The sequence below is a fragment of the Tenacibaculum profundi genome (assembly GCF_052050075.1).
Classification (GTDB): domain Bacteria; phylum Bacteroidota; class Bacteroidia; order Flavobacteriales; family Flavobacteriaceae; genus Polaribacter.
This window is the reverse complement of record NZ_CP197225.1, coordinates 2,809,347-2,832,880: the sequence shown is the minus strand read 5'-3', so window position 1 is coordinate 2,832,880 and position 23,534 is coordinate 2,809,347. Positions and strand designations below refer to the sequence as shown.

Below are 23,534 nucleotides of genomic sequence, written 5' to 3'. Positions count from 1 at the left end.
TATCTACCTTTGCAAAAATTTTTTTTGATGACTTTTTGGACTAAGATCGCGGGATTTATATTACGAAATCGTTATTTTGTATTGATTTTGATTACTGTTATTACAGGATTATTACTCAGTCAAACCAAACATATGCGTTTTTCGTATACAGAGGCGAACTTATTACCAACTGATCATAAGGCAAATGTTGAGTACGATAATTTTTTAAAAATCTTCGGTGAGGAGGGAAATCTTATCATTCTTGGAGTTAAAGACAGTACAGTTTTCTCTCCTCATAAATTCAAGAAATGGAATCTACTTACAAAATCTTTTGAAAAGTCAGCACAAGTAGACTTTACCCTTTCTATTTCGGATGTAAAAAAACTAAAAGCTAATCGAACACAAAGAAAATTTGAAATAGAACCTCTTTTTAATGAGACACCTAATACAACCGAAGGTATTTCTAACATTAAAAAACAATTATTTGAAAAATTGCCTTTTTATGAAAACTTACTTTATAATAAAAAAGGAGTTCTACAAACTGCTATATATCTCAGGAAAGATATCATAAATACGCCTGAAAGAGCCGATTTTATTATCGATGTCTTAATACCGACAATTGAGGAATTTGAAAAACAGAATGATATTGATATTCGTATTTCTGGAATGCCTTATATAAGAACCTTAAATTCTCTAAATATTACTCAAGAAATGGGAATTTTTGTTGTTGGAGCGTTATTGATTACCGCCATTATTTTCTTCTTTTTCTTTAGATCTTTTAGAGCAACGTTTATCACGTTATTAGTTGTTGGAATTGGAGTGGTTTGGGCATTTGGATTCATTGGTTGGTTTAGATATGAAATAACAGTTCTTTCAGCATTAATTCCGCCTTTAATAATTGTAATAGGCGTGCCAAATGCAGTTTTTTTAATTAATAAATACCAACAAGAAGTAAAGAAACATGGAAACCAAGCTAAATCTTTGCAAAGAGTTATTTCAAAAATAGGTAATGCAACATTAATGACTAATATCACTACCGCTTCTGGTTTTGCTACATTTGTTTTTGTTAAAAGTCAACTACTAAGAGAGTTTGGAATTCTTGCCTCTGTCAATATCATTAGTATTTTCATACTGGCCTTATTAATTATTCCAATAATATATAGTTTCATGCCACTTCCTGAAAAAAAGCATTTAAACCATCTTGAAAAAAGATGGATGGAAAATGTAGTAAATTGGATGGAGCGAACAGTAAAAAGAGATCGAATTGGTATTTATATAACAACAGTTATTGTTATCATACTAGGTATAGTTGGTCTCTACAAAATTCGAGTTTCAGGTAGTTTAATTGAAGATATGCCTCGTGGTAAACAGTTTTATAAAGACATTAAGTTTTTTGAGAATGAATTCGGTGGAATTATGCCTTTAGAAATATTAATAGATACCAAAAAAGAAAAAGGGGTTATGAAGCTTTCTACGCTGAAAAAAATTGAAAAATTAAATGAGACTATAGAAACCTTCCCTGAACTATCTAAACCAATATCTATAAACAACTTAGTCAAGTATTCCAAACAAGCTTATTATAATGGGAATCCTAAATACTATCAACTTCCAACTTCTCAAGAAAAAGCATATATCCTATCATATACAAAGAATTCTGCAAAAAACTCAAATATGCTAAATAATTTTGTTGATTCAACAGGTCGTTATGCTCGAATTACAACTTTTATGAAGGATATTGGTACTGATAAGATGGATATTATTCAAGAGCGTTTGAATGCTGTTATAAAAAAGAATTTTTCGAATGATCGGTTTAATGTATCTCTAACAGGTAAAGCTCTTGTTTTTCTTAAAGGAACAAATTACCTAATAAAAAATTTAGTTATTTCATTATCACTAGCAATTCTGCTTATCTCTATTTTTATGGCTTGGATGTTTAGATCGCCACAAATGATTCTAATTTCGTTAATACCTAATATGCTTCCGCTTTTAATAACCGCTGGACTGATGGGATTTTTCGACATACCTATCAAACCTTCTACCATTTTAGTTTTCAGCATTGCTTTTGGTATTTCTGTTGACGATACAATTCATTTCTTAGCAAAATATAGACAAGAATTATTAAGCAATAATTGGAAAATAAAACCAGCAGTTTATGCTGCATTAAAAGAAACTGGGGTAAGTATGTTCTATACATCAATTGTGCTTTTCTTCGGGTTCTTAGTTTTTACAATATCAAGTTTTGGTGGAACAATAGCTCTTGGAGGGCTTGTTTCTGTTACACTATTATTAGCAATGGTATCTAATTTATTATTATTGCCTTCACTCCTTTTATCATTTGAAAAGAAAATAGCTAATAAAAAAGTACTAAAGGAAACTAAGTTTAAAATTTTCCCCCCAAAAGATGACGATAAATAATTATTTAGTGATCAAAGAAAACTGTTTAAAGTAATTGATAAGTCTTACTTCAAATATACTTATCTCCATTTGTTAATTGAGCTCAAAAAAGTATCTTTGCTTACTTTGACACAAGAATATAGAAAATAATGGAAAGAAGTAGCGTACAAGAATTATTAGCTTCAGAAAAATTTTTACAAGAAGTACATGTTAAAGGCTGGGTAAGAGCATTTAGAAGTAATCGTTTTATTCAATTAAATGATGGTTCTACCATAAATAATATTCAATGTGTAGTAGATTTTGAGAATACAGACGAAGCCCTTTTAAAAAGAATAACTGTTGGTGCTGCTATTTCTGTGAATGGAACTTTAGTTGAAAGTCAAGGTAAAGGCCAATCTGTGGAAGTACAAGTAGCAAATGTGGAGATATTAGGAGATGCGGATCCAGATGAAGTTTCAAAAACTATCTTACAACCTAAAAGACATTCTTTAGAGTTTTTGAGACAGCAAGCACACTTAAGAGTTAGAACAAATACGTTCAGTGCAATTATGAGAGTACGTTCTGCTTTATCATTTGCGGTTCATCAATACTTCCAACAAAACGGATTCTACTATGTAAACACTCCGATTATTACAGGATCTGATGCAGAGGGAGCTGGAGAAATGTTTAAAGTAACAAACTTTGAAACTAATAAAGCTCCACTAGATGAAAATGGTAATGTAGATTACAGTAAAGATTTTTTCGGAAAAGAAACGAACTTGACGGTTTCTGGACAATTAGAGGCAGAAACCTATGCAATGGCCCTAGGGAAGGTTTATACCTTTGGACCAACATTTAGAGCTGAAAACTCAAATACAACGAGACACCTTGCTGAGTTCTGGATGATTGAACCTGAAGTTGCGTTTTATGACTTGGATGCGAATATGGATTTATCGGAAGACTTCATTAAATATGTTTTAAAATATGTTTTAGATAATTGCCAAGACGATTTAAACTTTTTAAATGATCGATTGGCAAATGAGGAAAAAACAAAGCCACAAGCAGAAAGAAGTGATATGACATTACTTGAGAAACTTCATTTTGTTGTTGACAATAACTTTAAAAGAGTTTCGTATACAGAAGCTATCGATATCTTAAGAAATTCGAAGCCTAATAAAAAGAAGAAATTTCAATTCCCTATTAACGAATGGGGTGCTGATCTACAATCAGAACACGAGCGTTATTTAGTTGAAAAACACTTCAAATGTCCAGTAATATTATTTGATTATCCTGCGAATATTAAAGCGTTTTACATGCGTTTAAACGAAGACGGAAAAACTGTTAGAGCAATGGATGTCCTTTTCCCAGGTATCGGTGAAATAGTTGGTGGTGCTCAAAGAGAAGAACGCTTAGATGTATTGAAGAAAAAAATGTCAGATTTAGAAATTGATGAGAAAGAACTATGGTGGTACTTGGACACTAGAAAGTTCGGTACAGCGGTACATTCTGGGTTTGGACTAGGATTTGAGCGGTTGGTATTATTTACAACAGGAATGAGTAATATACGTGATGTGATTCCCTTTCCTCGAACACCTCAAAATGCCGAATTTTAAAAAAATACTTAAGAAATATTCATCGTCATTCTCGTTAGAATGGCGATTTTTTTTTGATGAATTCATATATTTGTATTTATGTTAAAACAAAGTTTACATCAAAAATTATTACAAAAATTATCTCCGCAGCAAATTCAGCTGATGAAGCTTATACAATTGCCAACACAAGCTTTTGAAGAGCGTTTAAAACAAGAAATTGAAGAGAATCCTGCATTAGATACTGGAAAAGAAGAGAATGATAATTTTGAGGACTCATATTCAAATGATACTGATTATGACGATACAGGAAATGAAAAAATAGAAGCAGAAGATATTAATATCGATGAATACTTGAGTGATGATGAATTCCCGAGCTATAAAATGCAATCTAATAACTATTCAGCTGATGATGATGAGAAACATGTACCTTATGCAGCGGGTACATCGTTTCATCAGTCTCTAAAAAATCAACTAAATACTTTTAGAATCGATGATAATGAACGTGCTATTGCAGAATTTTTAGTTGGTAGTATTGATGATAGTGGGTATATAAGACGTGAATTATTAGACCTCGTAGATGATTTAGCTTTTACACAAAATATTTTTACGACTGAAGAAGAGGTTAAAGATATTTTAACTAAAGTTGTCCAAAAGTTAGACCCTATAGGCGTAGGTGCTCTTAACTTGAAGGACTGCTTAATCATTCAACTAAATTCAAAACCTGAAACAAAATATAGGTCTTTAGCTATTGAAATACTAAACGAATCTTTTGATCACTTTGTAAAAAAACATTACCAAAAACTACTTGAGAAATTTGATTTGACCGAAGATGAACTGAAAGAGGTTATCTCAGAAATTAGTAGACTCAATCCAAAACCAGGTAGTTCTTACGATGGAAATAATAAAATTGCAGAACAAATCGTTCCAGACTTTACGATAAAAATTACAGAAGGAAGTCTAGAGTTGACCTTAAACTCTCGTAATGCACCTGAATTAAAAGTTTCAAGAGAATATAATAACATGCTAAAAGGTTATCAAGATTCAAAAGATAAAACCAAAGCACAAAAAGATGCTGTCATGTTTATCAAGCAAAAGTTAGATGCTGCTAAATGGTTCATTGATGCTATAAAGCAACGTCAGCAAACGCTTTTGATAACAATGAATGCAATTATGCAATATCAAAAAGAATATTTTTTGACAGGTGATGAACGAAAATTAAAACCAATGATTCTTAAAGACATTGCAGACGATATTAGCATGGATGTATCAACCATTTCTAGAGTTGCAAATAGTAAGTATGTATCTACTCCTTATGGTACTAAATTAATAAAAGAATTTTTCTCTGAATCAATGAAAAATGATCAAGGAGAAGATGTTTCTACAAGAGAAATTAAAAAAATTCTAGAAACCGTAATTACTGAAGAAAATAAAAAAAAGCCCTTAACTGATGAAAAATTATCAAAATTACTGAAAGAAAAAGGATATCCTATCGCAAGAAGAACGGTGGCTAAATATAGAGAACAATTAGACATACCCGTGGCTCGCTTAAGGAAAGAAATTTAATGAAACGACATAAGTTTATATCAGCTATTTTACATCCTATTGTAATGCCTACAATAGGTATATTTTTGTACTTTCTGTTGACTCCATTTAGAATCCAAAATCAACAGAAATTAACTATAATAACTATAATATTTATAACTACATACGTAGTTCCTTTACTTCTTTTAGTTCTATTAAAATCTATCGGTTATCTGAAATCTTATAATGTTTTTAGTATCAGAGAAAGAAAAATCCCCGTTTTCTTTATGATTATATTACTATTTTCTTTAGCTGAATTATTCAAGAAATTATCCTTTATGAAGGATTTAAGCTATTTATTCTATGGTACGGTACTTAGTCTTATTTTAACTTATATCTTACTATATTTTAAATTTAAATCAAGTATACATTTACTTTCAGTTGGTGCTACTGTAGGCTTTTTTATCATATTTCAACAGATGAGTAATGTAAATACCATACCACTTGTTATTTCTTTTATTTTTTTATCCGGTCTTTTAGGCACTTCTAGATTATTTTTAAATGCCCATACACCCAAAGAGGTTTATACTGGTTTTTTTATCGGCTTTTGTTGTCAATTTTTAGCGTTTTACTTTTTATAAAACAAAAAAACTAATCCCTAATTTAATTATTCTTGTATTAATTCTTTCATTATTAACAAAAGCTTCAGAATTCAAAAACGGGATTAAACCATAATAAACGTGAAAATTAAAGGTAGCGTATCCTGCAGATAATGTAGCCCCTATTTGAAACCTCCGATATGAATTTATATTATTGACTTTTACAAGTGTTTCAGACACCTTGTGAGAGAAGCTATTTGATAAATTATAACTCATCTTTATCCCTGAGTATATTCGCCAGAAAGAGTATTTTTTAGCATCTGATGACCTAAATCTTAACTGAAGCGGAACCTCAAGATTATGAGTATTAATTTTGTTATCAACAAACTCCGATATTTCAAAAAAGTCATTAGAACTTTCTCCTTTGGTTACTTTTAAACCATGAACAAACCTGTCATATCCATAGCCTAAACCAATGCCGATGGCAACTTTTCCATTTTTTATAATTGGAAAATCACGAATATATCCTGCTGAAAAGCCGTATGAAAAATCACTTTCCTTGACGTTTTTAGGCTGATTATAAAGTACATTGTATGTAATATCAATATAAAATTGATCTTCTAAATATTTATCATCTAATTCTAAGGAATCCTTTTGAGCACAGATATTTAAACTTACTGATATCAAAATAAATAAAAGTATTCTGGTATTCATAACTAAAATGGATATTCGATTAAATACTATTTTTATACTAATATAACTCTATAAAATAGAAAAAGTGCCATCAAAATATGATTGCACTTTTTAAACTATTAAGATTTCTACTACTTATTTTTTAATTGCATCACCTTTATGCGTTGATAAACTCAACTTAAGGGCATTTACATCTCGTAATTTTTCTCTTATATCGGCTAAAGTTCCAACGCTTGACTCCTTATCTGCTTTCAGCGAAGTAGTCATAAATGGGTGTTCAGCTTCTGCTATTTCTTCTCTTGCTTTAAGTATAAAAGCTGGAACATCATCCGCAGTAGCTATTTTATCATTTAATTGAATACTTTCATAACCTCCACCATACTTTGCATCCTTTGCCTTTCCAACATAAATAGTACTTACTAAACTTTTGTTCTCAAGTTTTTTTACTTCAGTGGCACTTGGTAACCTTGGAGTATCGACTAGTAAACTAGTTTCTCTCATCTTGGTTGTAACCATAAAGAAAAATAACAACATAAAAACAATATCCGGTAAGGACGCAGTAGATAAGGCTGGTAGTCCTTTTTTCTTCTTTCTAAACTTAGACATATTCGTTGTTTTAATTGTTATTGAACACTTGTAGGATCAACGTCAGTAATTATTTGAGGGTAACTCTTTTTAATTACTTCCATTTTCTCTCTTAAATCATTGTCTTTTCTTTGACTATCTTTAAACGCTTCTTCAAGTTCAGTAAAGCTCATACCATACTTTTCTTGGCATAATCTATTACGAAGAACTCTGTAAGCGGCTAATAGTTCATTCTGAACAGTAACATAAGTTCCATATTCTGTAGCTCTATCACTTTCAACCGCTATAATAGCCTTGTTCGGATGATCAGATGACTCAGCATCCCTTTCTCCTTTACAATAATCACATTCCTTACCTTCTTTAGCATCTCCTATAGGATTTCCAACTCCCCCTCCATTATCGATAAATTTTACAGCTGCATCTTTTAAGTCTTTAAGTTCCATTATCTCCCCTTCAACAAAAAGTTGATTGTTTCGATTGATACTTACCTCAAAGATATTTCTTTGCTTTATTTTCGGTAACTCTACGTCTGGTGGTGTTTTTTCAGCAAGCTTTTTTGAAACTCCTGAATCGACATCCATCGTTGTTGTTACAAGGAAAAAGATAAGAAGCAAGAAGGCAATATCTGCCATAGAACCTGCATTAATTTCTGGGTTTTCTCTTCTTGCCATATTTATTTATGATTTAATTAGACCCTTTGCTAAATCGTATACAAAGAATACGCCTCCTAATAATAGAAGAATTAAGCTGATCCATATACCTGTACTAGTGTACTTTGAGATATCAGAACCTTCTTTTGCTATTACACTATTATTAGCGTCTAGTACGGCAGAGTCTGATGCCATTATGTAAGATATAAGTAAAGCAACCCCAAGAGCTACAACACCTAATAAAGTTTTCTTTAAAGCTGCAGGATTTTTAAATATCCCCAATAATGAAGCAACTACCGCAGCAACGATTGCCAAAACTAATAGCGCAACTGAATACGTTACCAAAGGCGATACTGCTTCTGAAATAGCGCTAACATTTTCTGAATCAATGCTTGCTACTCTTCCAAACAAGCCAATACCTACAACAGATAATACAGCTACTATAATTTTTAATATTTTACTATTCATAACTAATAATTACTTTTTATACTTAGCTAATAGATCGATTAAAGAAATAGAAGCGTCTTCCATTGTATTTACGATACTATCTACCTTTGAAACAATGTAGTTGTAAAAGATTTGTAGGATAATTGCAACCACTAAACCAAATACAGTAGTTAAAAGTGCTACTTTAATACCGCCTGCAACAACTGCTGGAGAAATATCATTCGCTATTGCAATCGAATCAAATGCTCCAATCATACCAATAACTGTTCCCATAAAACCAAGCATAGGTGCCAAAGCTATAAATAGAGATAACCAAGAAATATTTTTTTCTAATAATCCCATTTGAACACCTCCGTATCCAACTACAGCTTTTTCAGCAGCATCTAATCCTTCGTCAGCTCTTTCTAAACCTTGATAAAAAATTGAAGCTACAGGACCTTTTGTATTTCTACATACCTCCTTTGCTGCTTCTACACCTCCTGAGCTTAAAGCCTCATCTACACTAGTAACTAACTTTTTTGTATTGGTTGTAGCCATATTAAGATATATGATTCTTTCTATAGCGATAGCTAAACCTAAGATTAAAGCTACCAATACAATTCCCATAAACCCAGGACCCCCTTCAATAAAACGTTGTTTTAACTCTTGGTGAAAAGTTTTTTCCACTGCTTCTTGAGCGTAAGTCGACTGAATAGCTCCTAAGAACATAAATCCTGAGATAGTTAGGATATTTACTACTTTTTTCATTTTGTTATAATTAATTTTAAATAGTTAACGGGTTAAAAATACAAATTTTACCATGATTCTAATAAATATTAAAGAATAAGTGTGTTTTTTACGCTACTAATTGTATTTTTTATTTTCAGAGTGGCAAGTAACAAAAAAATGTTGATTTTTTAAAAAAAAAATTATTTTTTATCTTAAATAAGTTTTTTTTAAATCCTGATTGTTAATAATAAAGTCTAAAAAAGCCAGAGAACACAAGCATATTTTTAAGTACTAATCTCTCCTCGTAAAGGCATCTCGAAATATTCTACAAACTCTTTTTTTGTTAATTTTTCACCTAATAAATACATCAATTTGGCTACTGCTGCTTCAGTTGTAATATCTTTTCCGTCTATTACTCCAAGATCTTTTAAAACAGAACTTGTTTCATAGTGTCCCAAAAGAACACTTCCCCCTTTACATTGAGTCACATTCACAACATAAATATTATTTTCATCAAGCTCTTTTAATACCTCTAAAAACCATGGGTGCGTAGGTGCATTTCCTGCCCCAAATGTTTCCATAATAATACCTCTTAAACCTTCTATCTTTAAATAGCTTCTAACGATTTTTTCTGTTATCCCCGGAAACAACTTTAAAACAGCAATATTATTATTTAATCCTTTTCTAAAAATAAGCTTTTCATCTTCATTATCTAGCTTCAGTAATAAAGATTTATTAAAGTTTAAATGCACACCGCTTTCAGCCAAAGGAGGATAATTCATTGATGTAAAAGCTTCAAATTGCTCTGCACTAATTTTTGTAGTCCTATTAGCTCTATATAATTTATATTCAAAATACAAGCCAACTTCTCTAACTATTGCTTTTCCGTTAATAGATGAACCTGCAATCTGAATAGATGTAATTAAATTCTCTTTTGCATCAGTCCTTAGATCTCCAATAGGTAATTGAGAACCTGTAAATATTACCGGCTTTTGTAAGTTTTCAAACATAAAACTTAAAGCCGAAGACACATAAGACATTGTATCAGATCCGGTTAAAACAACAAATCCATCGAAAAAATCATAATTATCAGCTATTATTTTTGCTATCTCAACATAATATTTTATATTCATATTTGAAGAATCAATAGGCTCTTCAAATGAAATGGTATTTATAGTGCAATTTAATTGTTGTAATTCTGGTATTTTTTTTGATATTTGAGTAAAGTCAAACGCTTTTAGAGCTCCTGTTTTATAGTCTTTTACCATTCCAATGGTTCCTCCTGTATAGACAATTAGAATATTCGGTTGTTTTGTCATTTTGACATGTTCTTTTTAGTTGGTATATTATGGAATAATTTATGTGGTAAATTTATTAACTTAAAAGGAAATATAATAAAAAAATAAAAATATGGGTTTAGAATATTATTTCATTATCGGAATTATAACACTTGCCAGTTGGGTAGTTAGTAATACGTTAAAAAGAAAGTTTAAAAAGTACTCTGAAATTAGACTTAGAAATGGAATGAGTGGTGCTGAAATAGCAGAAAAAATGTTGCATGACCATGGTATATATGACGTAAAAGTAATTTCTGTACCCGGAATGCTAACAGACCACTATAACCCTAGAAACAAAACAGTTAACTTAAGTGAAGGAGTATACAACCAGAGAAATGCTGCTGCTGCTGCGGTTGCTGCGCATGAAGTAGGCCATGCTGTACAACATGCAAAAGCATATAAATGGCTTAAGATGAGATCAAATCTTGTTCCAATGGTTAATATTTCTTCTAAATTTTCAGGGTACCTAATCATGGGAGGAATAATTCTTGGTGCCGCACAAGGGATAGGTGCTGGCTATTGGTTGTTAGCTGCAGGAGTTATATTAATGGCAGTTGGTACATTATTTAGTTTTGTAACTTTACCTGTTGAATATGACGCAAGTAACAGAGCTTTAGATTGGCTAAAGAACAAACATATAGTTACCCGAGAGGAATTTGCTGGTTCAAAAGACGCCTTAAAATGGGCTGCAAGAACTTACTTGGTCTCTGCACTAGGATCACTTGCCATGCTGGCCTATTGGGTTATGAGGCTAATGGCAGCAAATAGAGATTAACTGATTTTTATATTGAAAAGAACAGTATAAATCAATGATCAATAACTACGGATTTTTTTTAAGAAATCTTTTGGAGAGTCTAGCGAATTGAAAACAATTAGATTTTTCTAATCAATATTAGTAAACCTAGATTAAACTTAACAATTTTTTAAGCTTTGTAACATTTTCTTTAATTTATTTTCAAATAGAATGATTATATCTTAAATTAGGTTAGTAACTACTATTATTAATTTTGAAAGCAAATAATCTAATTTTGAAATGAATCTACCTAAAGCATTCTTATTGAGTTTTTTAAATTCTTTTCTACTTGTGTCTTGTGAAAATGACAATAATAACAGCAACGAAAACCCTAGAAATAAACCAATAATTATTTCACACCGAGGAGCTCAATCTATTTTACCGGAGCATACCATTGAAGGTTTCTCAAAAGCGATTGAACTAGGAACGGATTTCATAGAACCTGATTTGGTATTAACAAAAGATGGTCATTTAATTGTTAGGCACGAGCCAATGCTATCTGGGACAACAAATGTAAGTGAAATTGAAGCGTTTGCAGGCTTAAAAACGACAAAAAATATAGACGGTAAAATGGTAACCGATTGGTTTGCCATCGATTTTACCTTAGCTCAAATAAAGCAACTAAAAGCTAAGCAATCTTATAAAGGAAGATCAACGGAATTTGACAACCAATTTGACATCCCTACTTTTGAAGAGGTGATTCATGTAGCTAGAACACATAATATTGATAAAGTGATTGGAATTTACCCAGAAATTAAACACCCTCATTTTCATAACAATATTTTTGGGAAACATTATATAGAAAATAGATTAATTAAAACATTAGAAAAAAACAAATTAAACACGTTTGATTCTCCTATTTTTATTCAATGCTTCGAAGTTGAACCATTACAGTATATCAACACAAAATCAACTGTAAAATTAGTTCAATTGATCTCAGCATACAACATAAATAAAGATGGATCATTGGACTTTAATGTTCCTGATGGAGAGTTTATTTCTTATGGCGCTCCGTATGATTTTTATGTTAATGGCGATAAAAGAACCTATGAATTTTTTAAGACAAAAGAAGGCATGAAATTTACAGCTAACTATGCCGATGGTATAGGGCCATGGAAGCCTTTTATTATTTCTTATAAGAGTGATTCTAACAATAATACTTTACTAGAACCAACAAACTTTGTAAAACTAGCACATACTCATGGTTTACAAGTGCATCCTTATACGTTCAGAAATGAAAATATCCAATGGAGTGGAGGAAATCCTGAAAATGAATATCATTTATTTTTTAACGCTGGTGTGGATGGATTATTTAGCGACTACACAGAAGAAGCAACAAAAGCTTTAAATTCTTGGTTAGAAAAAAACAAGGTAGAAAAACAGTGATCATAACAGACATTGATTTAAGACAAAAAACAATCATAGACTGAAATCATGTAGAAAATAATTTCCAGTAGGTTGATTTCTTTTATCCTGTACCTCTCTATTCTCTAGAACCATAACATTTATTCTAACCCAAGGCACTTTTATATATACCTATGTTAGTATAAGAATTATGTTTTCTTCACAATAAAGAAATAAACAAGAACACACATTACAATTTACAAATTCACATAAATATCATGCACAATTGAATAGCATTGTTAGTATCAAAAAATACATAAAATAGAGTTCCTCAAATAATTATAATCTTTTCTAGACTGAGAAAAAACAAATTAATCATTCAACTTTAAAACAGCCATAAAAGCTTGTTGAGGAATTTCAACATTCCCAACTTGACGCATACGCTTTTTACCCTTTTTTTGCTTTTCTAAAAGTTTTCGTTTTCTCGAAATATCACCACCATAACACTTTGCTGTTACGTCTTTTCGTAAAGCTTTTACCGTTTCTCTTGCTATAATTTTTGCACCGATAGCCGCCTGAATAGGTATATCAAACTGTTGACGAGGAATTAACTCCTTTAACTTCTCACATATTCTTTTTCCAATAGAATAAGCGTTATCTGCATGTAGTAGTGCCGACAGAGCGTCAACGGACTGTCCGTTTAATAACATATCTACACGCACCAACTTTGATTTTTTCATTCCTATTGGATGATAATCAAAAGACGCATATCCTTTAGAAACTGTTTTTAAGCGGTCGTAAAAATCAAATACAATTTCTGCCAATGGCATTTCGAAAATCAATTCTACACGTTCAGGTGTCAAATATGTCTGATTAATTATTTGCCCACGCTTCTCTATACATAAACTCATTACCTGACCTACAAAATCAGACTTTGTAATGATCGATGCTTTGATAAATGGTTCTTCTACTCTATCTAGTTTAGAAGGATCAGGTAAGTCAGAAGGATTGTTTACCACAATAATCTCATCCATTTGTTTCTTAGTAAACGCATGGTAAGATACGTTAGGAACTGTAGTAATTACTGTCATATTAAACTCACGTTCAAGACGCTCTTGAATAATTTCCATATGCAACATTCCAAGGAACCCACATCGGAATCCGAATCCTAAAGCGGCAGAACTTTCTGGCTGAAAAACTAAAGAAGCATCATTCAATTGTAATTTTTCCATAGAATTACGAAGCTCTTCATAATCCTCTGTGTCTACAGGATAAATCCCTGCAAAAACCATTGGTTTTACATCTTCAAAACCTTCAATAATATCTTGAGTAGGTTGCGCAAAATCCGTAATCGTATCTCCTACCTTCACTTCCTTTGCTGCTTTAATTCCTGTAATTAAATACCCTACATCACCTGTTTTTATTTCTTTTTTAACAACCTGCTCCAGTTTTAATGTCCCAACCTCATCTGCACCATACTGCTTGCCGGTAGCCATGAACTTTATCTGTTGATTTTTCTTAATAGAACCATCAATAACTCTAAAATAGGTTTCAATTCCTCTATACGAATTATAAACACTATCAAAGATCAATGCCTTTAACGGAGCATCCGGATTTCCTGATGGCGCAGGAATTCTACTAATAATTGCCTCTAAAATTTTATCTACCCCGAAACCTGTTTTTCCGCTTGCTGGAATTACATCTTCCGAGTCGCAACCAAGGAGGTCGACAATATCATCTGTAACTTCTTCTGGGTTTGCACTTGGTAAATCTACCTTATTCAGTACTGGAATAATTTCCAAGTCATTTTCCAAGGCCAAATACAAATTGGATATAGTTTGCGCTTGAATACTCTGCGCTGCATCTACGATCAACAAAGCTCCTTCACAAGCAGCAATAGATCTAGAAACCTCATAAGAAAAATCTACATGCCCTGGGGTATCAATCAAATTTAGAATAAAAGGTTCACCATTGTAGACATAATCCATCTGAATAGCATGCGATTTTATTGTAATGCCTCGCTCTCTCTCTAGATCCATATTATCCAATAGCTGATCCTGCTTTTCACGTTCTGTAACCGCCCCTGTATAATCCAACAACCTATCCGCCAATGTACTTTTACCATGATCTATGTGCGCAATGATGCAGAAATTTCTAATATTTTTCATGTACTTAAAATATATCCAATGATGACCAACAAAGATACGCTATTTAAAGCCTTTTACAAATAAAAAATAATAGCATGATCTATATTTCAAAATATTATAAACTTTTGAATTCCAAATTTAATTTGGATACTGTCATTTAATTGTTATTCATTTTTTTAATTTTCTTAAAGCTTATATTTCCGCTTCATGGTTATTACTTTCCTTTTCATTAAATTTATACTGCTGAAAAACAAATAATTAAATTTAATTTATGAAATCATATTTCATATAAACAAATAAGAATTCAAATACTTAAACCCAATGGAAAAAATAATTCAATATGCTTTTTTTGTTTTAATTAGTGTTTTTTTAATCAACTGTTCTTCTTCAGAAATAACAGAACCTATACCCACTCCAGTAGACCCTCCTTCTAGTAAAACAACTTATGAACAAAATGTTAAAACATTAATCAATAATAGTTGTGCTACCTCTGCTTGCCATGATGCTGTTATTCCCGCTTCTGGGCTTCCATTAACCAATTACACTCAAGTAAAAAATGCTGCAGAAAACGGGAATCTAATCAGCAGAATTAACAATAGTTCAAACCCAATGCCACCATCAGGACAAAACAGTACAATTATTTCAATAATCAATCAATGGAAAAATGATGGTTATCTTGAAAAGTAGAGCACTTTTAGCTGTATTCTTGTTAACTTATTCGGTATGTCTATCTCAAAAATTTATATCAAGAACAGGAATTACAAAATTTTCAGCTTCAACAGAATCCTTTGAGCCTGTTGAAGCCATTAGTAAAAGTACTTCTGTACTTTTAAATAGTGATGGTAAAATAGCCACCCAATTGTACATTAGTACTTTTTCATTTAGACTAGCTCTAATGCAAGAACACTTCAATGAAAACTATATGGAGTCTGATGAGTTTCCAAAAGCCAGTTTCGTAGGCACAATAGAACAATTTGATGCAAGTCATTTGAAAAAAATTTCTCATATTTTAAGAGGAAAACTTACTATTAAAGGAATTTCGAAAATGATACAGACCAAAATTGAACTAAAGAAGTCTTTAAATAATAAAATCATTTTGAAAGGAATGTTCACGGTAGCCCCACAAGAATTTAACATTAAAATTCCTAGCATTGTAAGAAAAAAAATAGCAGATCAAATAATAGTTACTATCGATTATGAACTTTCTGAAAAAAAATAAATTAATATTGTTTATTTCTTTTACGTTGATCATTGTTCTTTGGTTTGGCTTTGAATATGTTTACAGGACTCCAATATCCATTGAAAATATGGAAGTTAGTTACTCAGGGAAAGCTTCAAACTTTTTAAACCTTATAAAAAAAACACCACTAGGCTGGGAAAACAGACCTGTAGAGATTTCAGGAATAATTACTGAACTTGATGGCAATAACTTTATTATTGATAATTTTATTTTTTGTCAGCTTAAAAGTCCTAATACATTAAAATCTTTACCCAAAACAAACAGTCAAGTAACTATCAAAGGTATTATTATTGGTTACGACGAATTACTCAATGAATTAAAAATTAATCAATGTATCATAAAAAACTAATTCTTCTTTGTTTTATTTTTATAACAACTACTCTTAATGCACAAGACGATCTTTTAAAGGAACTTGAAAAAACTGACAAGTATATAGATGAATATATATCACCTACATTTAAAACGCTTAAAATCGGTAACCTTCAATCAACCAAAATAGCGGAAAAAGGCGATTTTTATTTGATCGTGTCTCATCGTTTTGGTCCAATTAGTGAAGGACTTGATACTTTTCTTGGATTAGATAATGCTAATACAAAAATGGAATTACTCTACAGCTTTTGGGATGGAATTCAGTTGAGTATATCAAGAGAATCATTTGACAGAACTTTTGCTTTAAACTCTAAATTTAGAATTGCTAAACAAACTCATAAATTCCCAATAAATATAACAGGTTATACTGGTATTTATAGAAATACATTAATTAATAAAATTACATACCCTGAGTTGAAAGATGCTGATCGTTACAGCTACTCGTTACAAGCATTACTCTCCCGAAGTTTTTCAAAAAAACTTTCACTGGAAATAGCCCCTACATTTATCAGAGAGAACTTACAAGATTTAAGAAATACCGTAGAGGCAAATCACAACCAATTTGCCTTAGGTTTTGGAAGTCGTTATAAAATTAGTAAGCGAATAAGTCTAAACACTGAATATATTCATAATTTTAATAGGCACAATAACTCAAGGTATACCAATGCTTATGCTTTTGGTATGGACATTGAAACTGGAGGCCATGTTTTTCAGTTGCTATTTACCAATGCGCAGTCCACTAATGAAACGGGCTTCATTAGTAAAGCCGAGGGAGAAATTGCCTTTGGATTTAATATCGTACGAGTATTCTAAGCCCCTATAGACATATAACAAGTAAATTAAGATACTTTTGTACCTAAAAAATAAAAGTTAAATTTGCCAAAATTTTTTGGTTTGGTTAAAATAGACACTATAGAATTACCTGATTTCCCTTTATTACTAGCTCCAATGGAAGATGTTAGTGATCCTCCTTTTAGAGCCTTATGTAAAGAAAATGGAGCTGATGTAGTTTATACAGAATTTATTTCTTCAGAGGGTTTGATTCGCGATGCTGCAAAAAGTGTAATGAAACTGGACATCTATGAGAAAGAGCGCCCCGTTGGTATTCAAATTTTTGGCGCCAACCTAGATTCCATGTTACGATCTGTAGAAATTGTAGAAAAGACAAACCCTGATATAATAGACATCAATTTTGGTTGCCCAGTAAAAAAAGTAGTTTCGAAAGGTGCTGGTGCTGGAATTTTAAAGGATATTGATTTAATGGTTAAACTTACTGAGGCTATGGTAAAACACACCAAGCTTCCTGTTACCGTTAAAACTCGTTTAGGCTGGGATCATGATTCTATCAAAATAGTAGAAGTTGCAGAACGCTTACAAGATGTAGGTTGCAAAGCAATTTCTATTCATGGTAGAACAAGAGCACAGATGTATAAAGGTAGTGCCGATTGGAAACCTATAGCTAAAGTAAAAAATAATCCTAGAATGTACATCCCTGTTTTTGGGAATGGCGACGTTGATTCTCCTGAAAGAGCCTTGGAAATGCGTGATAAATATGGTCTAGATGGCTGTATGATTGGCAGAGCCTCTATTGGCTATCCGTGGTTCTTTAATGAAATAAAACATTTTTTCAAAACAGGAGAGCATTTACCAAAACCTTCGATTATAGAACGTGCAGAAATGGCTAGAAGACACTTGGAAATGTCCATCGATTGGAAAGGAGAACATCTAGGTGTTGTAGAAACAAGAAGACATTATACAAACTACTTTAAAGGAATTCCACACTTTAAAGAATACCGATTAAAAATGGTTACCAGTGATGACCCTCGTGATGTTTTCGATACTTTTGAATTGGTTAAAGAAAAATTTGGATAATTTTTTTAAAAGCAATTTTACTACCCCTCAATGAATCCCTTACTAATTCTTGAACTAGCAATTTTTGAAGCCATAATTCCAAGGCAACTGATGGTCGTAACAACAATGAAAAAATTTGTCCATTTTAGCTCTACCGGATAAGGCAAACTATTTGTGATCATAAAAAGCCCATATTTTATTTGTATGAATACCAAAAAAGCACCTACAAAAACTCCTATTGACATTCCTATAAAAACTAATAAAAAACCTTGGTAAATAAATATTTTCTTAACCTGGTTTATGTTAACCCCCAAGCTTAACAATGTCTTTAGATTATTTTTTTTATCAATAATCATCATTATTATAGACCCTACTACATTAAAGAGAGCGATAATTGTAATTAGCGTAAATATCAAATAAGAGATGAAATTCTCTGTATTTACTACTTTATAATATAAGGCGTTTAATTCTTTTTTTGTTTTTATGTCAAATCGATTACCTAACAGAGTTTTTAACTCTTTTTTTACTGTTCGCACATCAAACCTATTTTTAATTTTCAGTTCGATAGCAGTTACTTCTTTCGGTTCATAATTCAGTAAACTTTGTGCTTCCTGAATATGGGTAAAAACAAACTTATCTTGAAATTCCTCTGAGCCACCATATACCCCAAAAATATTAACATCAATAGCATTAAATGCCCTATTTGGATTTGTAATAAATTTAGTTCCTGGCTTTGGGACAAGAACTTGTAATGGTGTTTCAAAATTAAACGCAGCTAATGAAAGCTTATACGAAATACCTGCTCCAATGACCGCTATGTTTTTATATTTTTGATCCAGCCACGTACCTACATTTAAAGATGAATCGATAGGTACAACATTGGTATAATTTTCATCAACTCCTTTTATAAAAGCAATATGGTTTTTGTTTTTATAACGTAATGAAACTCGCTCTTCTACTATCATAGAAAAGGCTTCCACCTCATTTTTACCTGATAATATATCAATTACCGAATCTGACACGTTAAAAACCTTTCCTTCTTTAGGTAAAATTTTTATATCTGGATCAGATGCTTCGAGTAAAGTATCACTAAAAGTTCTTAAACCTGAAAAGACAGATAACAACACAAAAAGAGCTATAGCACTTACAATAACACTGAAAGTTGCTATATACGTTATTATGTTTATAGCATTTGTGCTATTCTTTGAAAATAAATATCTTTTAGCTATGTAGAGAGGAAAATTCAATGGCCTTTTTTTAAAAAAAGATTATACGTCAAATGTAGGGTCTTTTTTTTAATTTTCCTCTTATTCAGTTAACGCTTTTGACGTTTAGGTAAGATCTCCGGATTCTTTATAGGATCTATATCTTCTCCTCCTAATGATTTATCTATCTCTTCAATATAATCTAAACTATCATCACTATAAAACAACAATTCAGGCATCCTTCTAAGCTGATTTCTAGTTCTTTGAGCAAGCTCATACCTAATAGATACTGTATTTGACTTTACTCCTTCAATAATTTCATCTCTTTTCTCTGAAGGAAAAACGCTTAAATACACCTTTGCCACCCCCAAATCTGCTGTAACAGAAACTTTTGAAACTGATATAATTACTCCTCGCATTCCATCTTGAGCAGCACGTTGTAAAACATTCACTAAGTCTTGTTGCAGTACTCCTGCAATTTTACGCTGTCTATTTGTTTCTTCCATACTGCAAATTTACGGAATATTTTACTCGTTTCTCTTTCAGCTACCATTTAATCTTATTTAACACGTCAGAAAACAAACTTATGAGTGCTTGTGAAAGTTAAAATTCAAAAGATCTTTCAATAGCAAACACCTATATTTCCTATTTTTACAAAAAAATCACAAGCTATTATATTTTTAGTGGATGAATTACAAAAGAATCATTATGAATAAAATTGAGCACATTGGGATAGCCGTGAAGGATCTTGAAAAGTCAAACCAACTTTTTGCTTCACTTTTTGGAAAACCTCATTACAAAATTGAAGAAGTAGAAAGCGAAGGTGTTAAAACCTCTTTTTTTAAATCTGGCCCAAATAAAATAGAATTGCTAGAAGCTACTAAAAAGGACAGTCCGATAGCTAAATTTATTAATAAAAAAGGAGAAGGTATTCATCATATTGCTTTTGCTGTTGATAATATTGAAGCTGAAATTAAACGTTTGATAGCAGAGGGGTTTTCTGTCTTAAATGAAACACCTAAAAAAGGAGCTGACAACAAACTAGTTGCTTTTTTACATCCAAAAACTACGAATGGTGTCCTAATAGAATTATGCCAAGAAATTCCAAATAACTATAAATAAAACAAGAACTCGCAGATAAAAAAAACAAAACAAATTACAGCTTAATTTTTAACAAATTAAGTTGCAATTTATCTTTACAATTCATGATAATTGCCAATTGATTTTATATCTTGCGGAGTTATAAAAAATATCAGAAAAATGAGCAAATCTTTTGATTCTTTTCAGAAGCGTCGATTACAATCTTCATACATATCTGTTGTCATTAGTATTGCATTAGTCCTTTTTATGATCGGTATTCTTGGTTTAATTTTACTTAAGTCTACACATGTTGCTAATCATTTCAAAGAAAAAGTTGTTATGACGCTTTTCCTGAAAGACAGTATTTCAAAAAAACAATTAGATAACTTAAAAACAGCAATTAAGGAAGAAGAATTTACCAAACGTATAGTTTATGTTACTAAAGATAGAGCTGCAGAAACATACAAGAAAGATTTAGGTGAAGACTTTTTAGAATTTCTTGGAGACAATCCCCTTAAAAATGGAATTGATATTTACCTAAATGCTAGTTATGTTACACCAAATAAAATGAAGTCTATTGAAAAGAAATACTTGAATAATAATTATATTGCTGAAGTGAACTATGACAAACCCTTGGTAGACATACTAACTAAAAATATTCAACGAGTGAGTTTTTGGCTCTTAGTCTTAAGTGGCTTCTTTAGTCTTGTTGCCATAATACTAATTAATAGTTCAATAAGACTTGCCATCTATTCAAAACGATTTAACATAAAAACCATGCAAATGGTTGGAGCCACGAAAGCTTTTATTCGAAGGCCTTTTATTTGGCAAAGCATCAAATTAGGAATACTAGGTGCCTTTGTTGCTTTAGTAGGGCTGTTTATTATTATTTATTATGTTGATAAATATGTTCCAACACTAGCTTTATTAAACGACTATGAATCTTTATCATATATAGCGATAGGTGTTTTAACAAGTTCTTTTGTTATTACTTGGATCAGTACTTTTTTTGCTACACAACGCTTTTTAAATTTACAAACAAACGATTTATACTATTAACAATGAAAGATAACAAGACAACTAAAGACGGCTTTCTTTTCGGTAAAAGAAACTACACAATAATGCTTATCGGGTTAGCCGTAATAGCTCTTGGTTTTATATTAATGGCAGGGGGAGGAAGTGACGATCCTGATGTATTCAACCCTGAACTTTACAGTTGGAGAAGAATTCGTTTAGCACCAACCCTAGTTTTGATTGGTTTTGGTATTGAAATTTATGCTATTTTAGCCAGCCCAAAAAGATAAAATGGATTTACTGGAAGCAATTATTCTTGGCATTATTCAAGGATTAACAGAATTTTTACCTGTTTCGTCAAGTGGACACTTAGAAATAGCCAAAGCTATTTTTGGAGACAACTCCGTACCACAAGAAAGTCTTACATTTACTGTTGTATTACATGCCGCTACTGCACTTAGTACACTTGTTATATTTAGAGAAGAAGTCCTCGAAATTTTTTCAGGATTATTTCAGTTTAAGTGGAATGAACAAACTCAATTTTCTGTTAAAATAATTTTATCAATGATTCCTGCCGTAATTATTGGCTTGTCATTTGAAAAAGAGCTTGAGAGTTTTTTTGGTGGAAAAATCCTTTTAGTAGGTTGTATGCTTCTCGTTACTGCTTTGTTATTGCTACTAGCTGACAAAGCAAAAAATACTAGTAAAAAAGTATCATTTACGAATGCTATTATAATCGGTATTTCACAAGCTATTGCAATGCTACCGGGTATTTCTAGATCTGGGGCGACCATCTCAACATCTGTCTTGTTAGGCATTGATAGAACTAAAGCTGCTCGTTTTTCATTTCTTATGGTAGTTCCCTTAATTCTTGGTAAAGTAGCCAAAGATATTGTTGGGGGCGATATCAACTTTCAAAACTCAGAGATTCTTCCTTTGTCCGCTGGATTTATTTCGGCCTTTGTTGCAGGATTACTAGCTTGTAACTGGATGATTGCACTAGTTAAAAAAAGTAAATTAACTTATTTTTCCCTGTATTGCCTTTTGGTTGGTTTAATTGCTATTATTTATTCCTTATTCTTTAAATGACAACAGTAGAAGATTTTAAAAATGGACAGGTTCTGTTAATCGACAAACCTTTAGAGTGGACTTCATTTCAAGTAGTTAACAAACTACGCTGGCATATAAAAAAGCACTTTAATCTCAAAAAAATAAAAGTAGGTCATGCGGGCACACTCGATCCCTTAGCAACAGGGCTCCTAATTATTTGTACGGGAAAACAAACGAAAAGCATTGAACTGTATCAAGGTCAAGTGAAAGAATATACTGGTACTTTTACAATTGGATCGACTACTCCTAGTTATGATTTAGAGACAGAAATTAATCAGACTTTTCCTATTGACCACATTACACACCAACTAATTCAAGAGACCACTACAAAGTTTATTGGGAAAATTCAACAAAAACCACCAATTTTTTCGGCAATCAAGAAAGACGGTAAACGACTGTATGAATTGGCTAGAGCTGGAAAGACAACAGAAATTAAATCCAGAGAAATAGAAATAAAAGAATTTGAAATAACTGAAATAAAGCTTCCTAAAATAGCGTTTAGAATTGTTTGCAGCAAGGGAACCTATATTAGATCTATCGCTAATGACTTTGGCTTAGCACTAAACTCTGGAGCACATTTATCAGACTTAAGGAGAACAAAAATTGGCAATTTTTCTATTAAGAATGCTCAATCTATTGATAAGTTCATTGACACTCTGTAAACTTGTTTTTTTGTCTTCATGTATTATTATCATCCTTTCTATTTATAATCGTCTGCGATAACTTTTTAGTCAAAAAGCAAAATTCACACTAAGCATATTATATTAGTTTTTATAAGCAATTTACAATGCTATATATTGAATAAAACAATGTAAACAAGTCATTTTTTAAATGTAATCTTTTTTATTCTTTAATATTCAATCGAATAAACTAACTAATTATTAGTTTGATAATTTG

Annotated in this window: 24 protein-coding genes; 15 read left to right on the top strand and 9 right to left on the bottom strand. The window is 31.5% G+C overall.

Annotated elements, in window-relative coordinates:
* Positions 1-27 precede the first annotated feature (27 nt).
* The 3 genes from ACSIGE_RS11540 (at position 28) to rpoN (ending at position 5,507) form a co-directional block, all read left to right on the top strand.
* On the top strand, positions 28-2,394 hold the full coding sequence (locus ACSIGE_RS11540; RefSeq protein WP_440880023.1) for an efflux RND transporter permease subunit: 2,367 nt from the start codon (positions 28-30) through the stop codon (positions 2,392-2,394).
* Between the two features lie 128 nt (positions 2,395-2,522).
* The gene (gene asnS / locus ACSIGE_RS11535; RefSeq protein WP_440880022.1) at positions 2,523-3,965 is read left to right on the top strand and encodes an asparagine--tRNA ligase; all 1,443 of its coding nucleotides are present in this window, start codon (positions 2,523-2,525) and stop codon (positions 3,963-3,965) included.
* A gap of 78 nt (positions 3,966-4,043) precedes the next feature.
* Positions 4,044-5,507 (top strand): RNA polymerase factor sigma-54, encoded by a 1,464-nt coding sequence (gene rpoN, locus ACSIGE_RS11530; RefSeq protein ID WP_440880021.1) that lies wholly within the window; start codon positions 4,044-4,046, stop codon positions 5,505-5,507.
* 593 nt (positions 5,508-6,100) lie between these two features.
* Here the strand turns inward: rpoN and ACSIGE_RS11525 are convergent.
* The 6 genes from ACSIGE_RS11525 to ACSIGE_RS11500 form a co-directional block, all read right to left on the bottom strand.
* On the bottom strand, positions 6,101-6,778 hold the full coding sequence (locus ACSIGE_RS11525) for a porin family protein (RefSeq protein ID WP_440880020.1): 678 nt from the start codon (positions 6,776-6,778) through the stop codon (positions 6,101-6,103).
* A 114-nt stretch (positions 6,779-6,892) separates the two neighbouring features.
* A complete protein-coding gene (locus ACSIGE_RS11520) occupies positions 6,893-7,363 on the bottom strand; it encodes an ExbD/TolR family protein (protein ID WP_440880019.1) in 471 nt (156 codons plus the stop codon).
* A 17-nt stretch (positions 7,364-7,380) separates the two neighbouring features.
* Positions 7,381-8,013 (bottom strand): ExbD/TolR family protein, encoded by a 633-nt coding sequence (locus ACSIGE_RS11515; RefSeq protein WP_440880018.1) that lies wholly within the window; start codon positions 8,011-8,013, stop codon positions 7,381-7,383.
* Between the two features lie 6 nt (positions 8,014-8,019).
* Complete coding sequence (locus tag ACSIGE_RS11510; protein ID WP_440880017.1) at positions 8,020-8,460, bottom strand: hypothetical protein; 441 nt, start codon at positions 8,458-8,460, stop codon at positions 8,020-8,022.
* Between the two features lie 9 nt (positions 8,461-8,469).
* Complete coding sequence (locus ACSIGE_RS11505; RefSeq protein WP_440880016.1) at positions 8,470-9,186, bottom strand: MotA/TolQ/ExbB proton channel family protein; 717 nt, start codon at positions 9,184-9,186, stop codon at positions 8,470-8,472.
* Between the two features lie 245 nt (positions 9,187-9,431).
* On the bottom strand, positions 9,432-10,466 hold the full coding sequence (locus tag ACSIGE_RS11500; RefSeq protein ID WP_440880015.1) for an asparaginase: 1,035 nt from the start codon (positions 10,464-10,466) through the stop codon (positions 9,432-9,434).
* Positions 10,467-10,557: 91 nt separating this feature from the next.
* Between ACSIGE_RS11500 and ACSIGE_RS11495 the strand changes: the two genes are divergently transcribed.
* Positions 10,558-11,259, top strand: a complete 702-nt coding sequence (locus ACSIGE_RS11495; RefSeq protein ID WP_440880014.1) for a zinc metallopeptidase — start codon at positions 10,558-10,560, stop codon at positions 11,257-11,259.
* A 258-nt stretch (positions 11,260-11,517) separates the two neighbouring features.
* Positions 11,518-12,663, top strand: coding sequence for a glycerophosphodiester phosphodiesterase (locus ACSIGE_RS11490; protein WP_440880013.1), 1,146 nt, complete (start codon positions 11,518-11,520; stop codon positions 12,661-12,663).
* Between the two features lie 329 nt (positions 12,664-12,992).
* Here ACSIGE_RS11490 and lepA read toward each other — a convergent pair whose 3' ends face one another.
* Positions 12,993-14,789, bottom strand: a complete 1,797-nt coding sequence (gene lepA / locus ACSIGE_RS11485) for a translation elongation factor 4 (RefSeq protein WP_440880012.1) — start codon at positions 14,787-14,789, stop codon at positions 12,993-12,995.
* Positions 14,790-15,089: 300 nt separating this feature from the next.
* Between lepA and ACSIGE_RS11480 the strand changes: the two genes are divergently transcribed.
* From ACSIGE_RS11480 to dusB, 5 genes are all read left to right on the top strand, one after another.
* Positions 15,090-15,455 (top strand): hypothetical protein, encoded by a 366-nt coding sequence (locus ACSIGE_RS11480; protein ID WP_440880011.1) that lies wholly within the window; start codon positions 15,090-15,092, stop codon positions 15,453-15,455.
* The gene (locus ACSIGE_RS11475) at positions 15,445-15,987 is read left to right on the top strand and encodes a YceI family protein (RefSeq protein ID WP_440880010.1); all 543 of its coding nucleotides are present in this window, start codon (positions 15,445-15,447) and stop codon (positions 15,985-15,987) included. The genes ACSIGE_RS11480 and ACSIGE_RS11475 overlap by 11 nt, the downstream gene beginning before the upstream one ends.
* The gene (locus ACSIGE_RS11470) at positions 15,965-16,357 is read left to right on the top strand and encodes an OB-fold protein (protein ID WP_440880009.1); all 393 of its coding nucleotides are present in this window, start codon (positions 15,965-15,967) and stop codon (positions 16,355-16,357) included. The genes ACSIGE_RS11475 and ACSIGE_RS11470 overlap by 23 nt, the downstream gene beginning before the upstream one ends.
* A complete protein-coding gene (locus tag ACSIGE_RS11465) occupies positions 16,339-17,190 on the top strand; it encodes a DUF5777 family beta-barrel protein (protein ID WP_440880008.1) in 852 nt (283 codons plus the stop codon). Before ACSIGE_RS11470 ends, ACSIGE_RS11465 begins: the two co-directional genes overlap by 19 nt.
* Before the next feature lie 81 nt (positions 17,191-17,271).
* Complete coding sequence (gene dusB / locus ACSIGE_RS11460) at positions 17,272-18,249, top strand: tRNA dihydrouridine synthase DusB (protein WP_440880007.1); 978 nt, start codon at positions 17,272-17,274, stop codon at positions 18,247-18,249.
* 20 nt (positions 18,250-18,269) lie between these two features.
* Here dusB and ACSIGE_RS11455 read toward each other — a convergent pair whose 3' ends face one another.
* Positions 18,270-19,475 (bottom strand): ABC transporter permease, encoded by a 1,206-nt coding sequence (locus ACSIGE_RS11455; protein WP_440880006.1) that lies wholly within the window; start codon positions 19,473-19,475, stop codon positions 18,270-18,272.
* 68 nt (positions 19,476-19,543) lie between these two features.
* Positions 19,544-19,939, bottom strand: a complete 396-nt coding sequence (rbfA, locus tag ACSIGE_RS11450) for a 30S ribosome-binding factor RbfA (RefSeq protein ID WP_440880005.1) — start codon at positions 19,937-19,939, stop codon at positions 19,544-19,546.
* 202 nt (positions 19,940-20,141) lie between these two features.
* Here rbfA and mce point away from each other — a divergent pair, with 202 nt between their 5' ends.
* From mce to truB, 5 genes are all read left to right on the top strand, one after another.
* A complete protein-coding gene (gene mce / locus ACSIGE_RS11445; RefSeq protein ID WP_440880004.1) occupies positions 20,142-20,555 on the top strand; it encodes a methylmalonyl-CoA epimerase in 414 nt (137 codons plus the stop codon).
* Positions 20,556-20,693: 138 nt separating this feature from the next.
* The gene (locus ACSIGE_RS11440; protein ID WP_440880003.1) at positions 20,694-21,572 is read left to right on the top strand and encodes a cell division protein FtsX; all 879 of its coding nucleotides are present in this window, start codon (positions 20,694-20,696) and stop codon (positions 21,570-21,572) included.
* 2 nt (positions 21,573-21,574) lie between these two features.
* Positions 21,575-21,817: a DUF3098 domain-containing protein gene (locus ACSIGE_RS11435; protein ID WP_440880002.1), complete on the top strand. Its 243-nt coding sequence runs from the start codon at positions 21,575-21,577 to the stop codon at positions 21,815-21,817.
* A gap of 1 nt (position 21,818) precedes the next feature.
* Positions 21,819-22,616, top strand: a complete 798-nt coding sequence (locus tag ACSIGE_RS11430; protein ID WP_440880001.1) for an undecaprenyl-diphosphate phosphatase — start codon at positions 21,819-21,821, stop codon at positions 22,614-22,616.
* On the top strand, positions 22,613-23,299 hold the full coding sequence (gene truB / locus ACSIGE_RS11425) for a tRNA pseudouridine(55) synthase TruB (RefSeq protein WP_440880000.1): 687 nt from the start codon (positions 22,613-22,615) through the stop codon (positions 23,297-23,299). Before ACSIGE_RS11430 ends, truB begins: the two co-directional genes overlap by 4 nt.
* Positions 23,300-23,534 lie beyond the last annotated feature (235 nt).

Excerpts from the sequence above, each read along its gene's own strand:
- ACSIGE_RS11500 (WP_440880015.1), bottom strand. The coding sequence starts at position 10,466 with ATGACAAAACAACCGAATATTCTAATTGTCTATACAGGAGGAACCATT.
- ACSIGE_RS11495 (WP_440880014.1), top strand. The coding sequence starts at position 10,558 with ATGGGTTTAGAATATTATTTCATTATCGGAATTATAACACTTGCCAGT.
- rpoN (WP_440880021.1), top strand. The coding sequence starts at position 4,044 with ATGTTAAAACAAAGTTTACATCAAAAATTATTACAAAAATTATCTCCG.
- ACSIGE_RS11520 (WP_440880019.1), bottom strand. The coding sequence starts at position 7,363 with ATGTCTAAGTTTAGAAAGAAGAAAAAAGGACTACCAGCCTTATCTACT.
- rbfA (WP_440880005.1), bottom strand. The coding sequence starts at position 19,939 with ATGGAAGAAACAAATAGACAGCGTAAAATTGCAGGAGTACTGCAACAA.
- ACSIGE_RS11465 (WP_440880008.1), top strand. The coding sequence starts at position 16,339 with ATGTATCATAAAAAACTAATTCTTCTTTGTTTTATTTTTATAACAACT.
- ACSIGE_RS11435 (WP_440880002.1), top strand. The coding sequence starts at position 21,575 with ATGAAAGATAACAAGACAACTAAAGACGGCTTTCTTTTCGGTAAAAGA.
- truB (WP_440880000.1), top strand. The coding sequence starts at position 22,613 with ATGACAACAGTAGAAGATTTTAAAAATGGACAGGTTCTGTTAATCGAC.
- ACSIGE_RS11505 (WP_440880016.1), bottom strand. The coding sequence starts at position 9,186 with ATGAAAAAAGTAGTAAATATCCTAACTATCTCAGGATTTATGTTCTTA.
- ACSIGE_RS11490 (WP_440880013.1), top strand. The coding sequence starts at position 11,518 with ATGAATCTACCTAAAGCATTCTTATTGAGTTTTTTAAATTCTTTTCTA.
- mce (WP_440880004.1), top strand. The coding sequence starts at position 20,142 with ATGAATAAAATTGAGCACATTGGGATAGCCGTGAAGGATCTTGAAAAG.
- ACSIGE_RS11525 (WP_440880020.1), bottom strand. The coding sequence starts at position 6,778 with ATGAATACCAGAATACTTTTATTTATTTTGATATCAGTAAGTTTAAAT.
- ACSIGE_RS11540 (WP_440880023.1), top strand. The coding sequence starts at position 28 with ATGACTTTTTGGACTAAGATCGCGGGATTTATATTACGAAATCGTTAT.
- ACSIGE_RS11480 (WP_440880011.1), top strand. The coding sequence starts at position 15,090 with ATGGAAAAAATAATTCAATATGCTTTTTTTGTTTTAATTAGTGTTTTT.
- lepA (WP_440880012.1), bottom strand. The coding sequence starts at position 14,789 with ATGAAAAATATTAGAAATTTCTGCATCATTGCGCACATAGATCATGGT.
- ACSIGE_RS11510 (WP_440880017.1), bottom strand. The coding sequence starts at position 8,460 with ATGAATAGTAAAATATTAAAAATTATAGTAGCTGTATTATCTGTTGTA.
- ACSIGE_RS11430 (WP_440880001.1), top strand. The coding sequence starts at position 21,819 with ATGGATTTACTGGAAGCAATTATTCTTGGCATTATTCAAGGATTAACA.
- ACSIGE_RS11515 (WP_440880018.1), bottom strand. The coding sequence starts at position 8,013 with ATGGCAAGAAGAGAAAACCCAGAAATTAATGCAGGTTCTATGGCAGAT.
- asnS (WP_440880022.1), top strand. The coding sequence starts at position 2,523 with ATGGAAAGAAGTAGCGTACAAGAATTATTAGCTTCAGAAAAATTTTTA.
- ACSIGE_RS11440 (WP_440880003.1), top strand. The coding sequence starts at position 20,694 with ATGAGCAAATCTTTTGATTCTTTTCAGAAGCGTCGATTACAATCTTCA.
- ACSIGE_RS11470 (WP_440880009.1), top strand. The coding sequence starts at position 15,965 with ATGAACTTTCTGAAAAAAAATAAATTAATATTGTTTATTTCTTTTACG.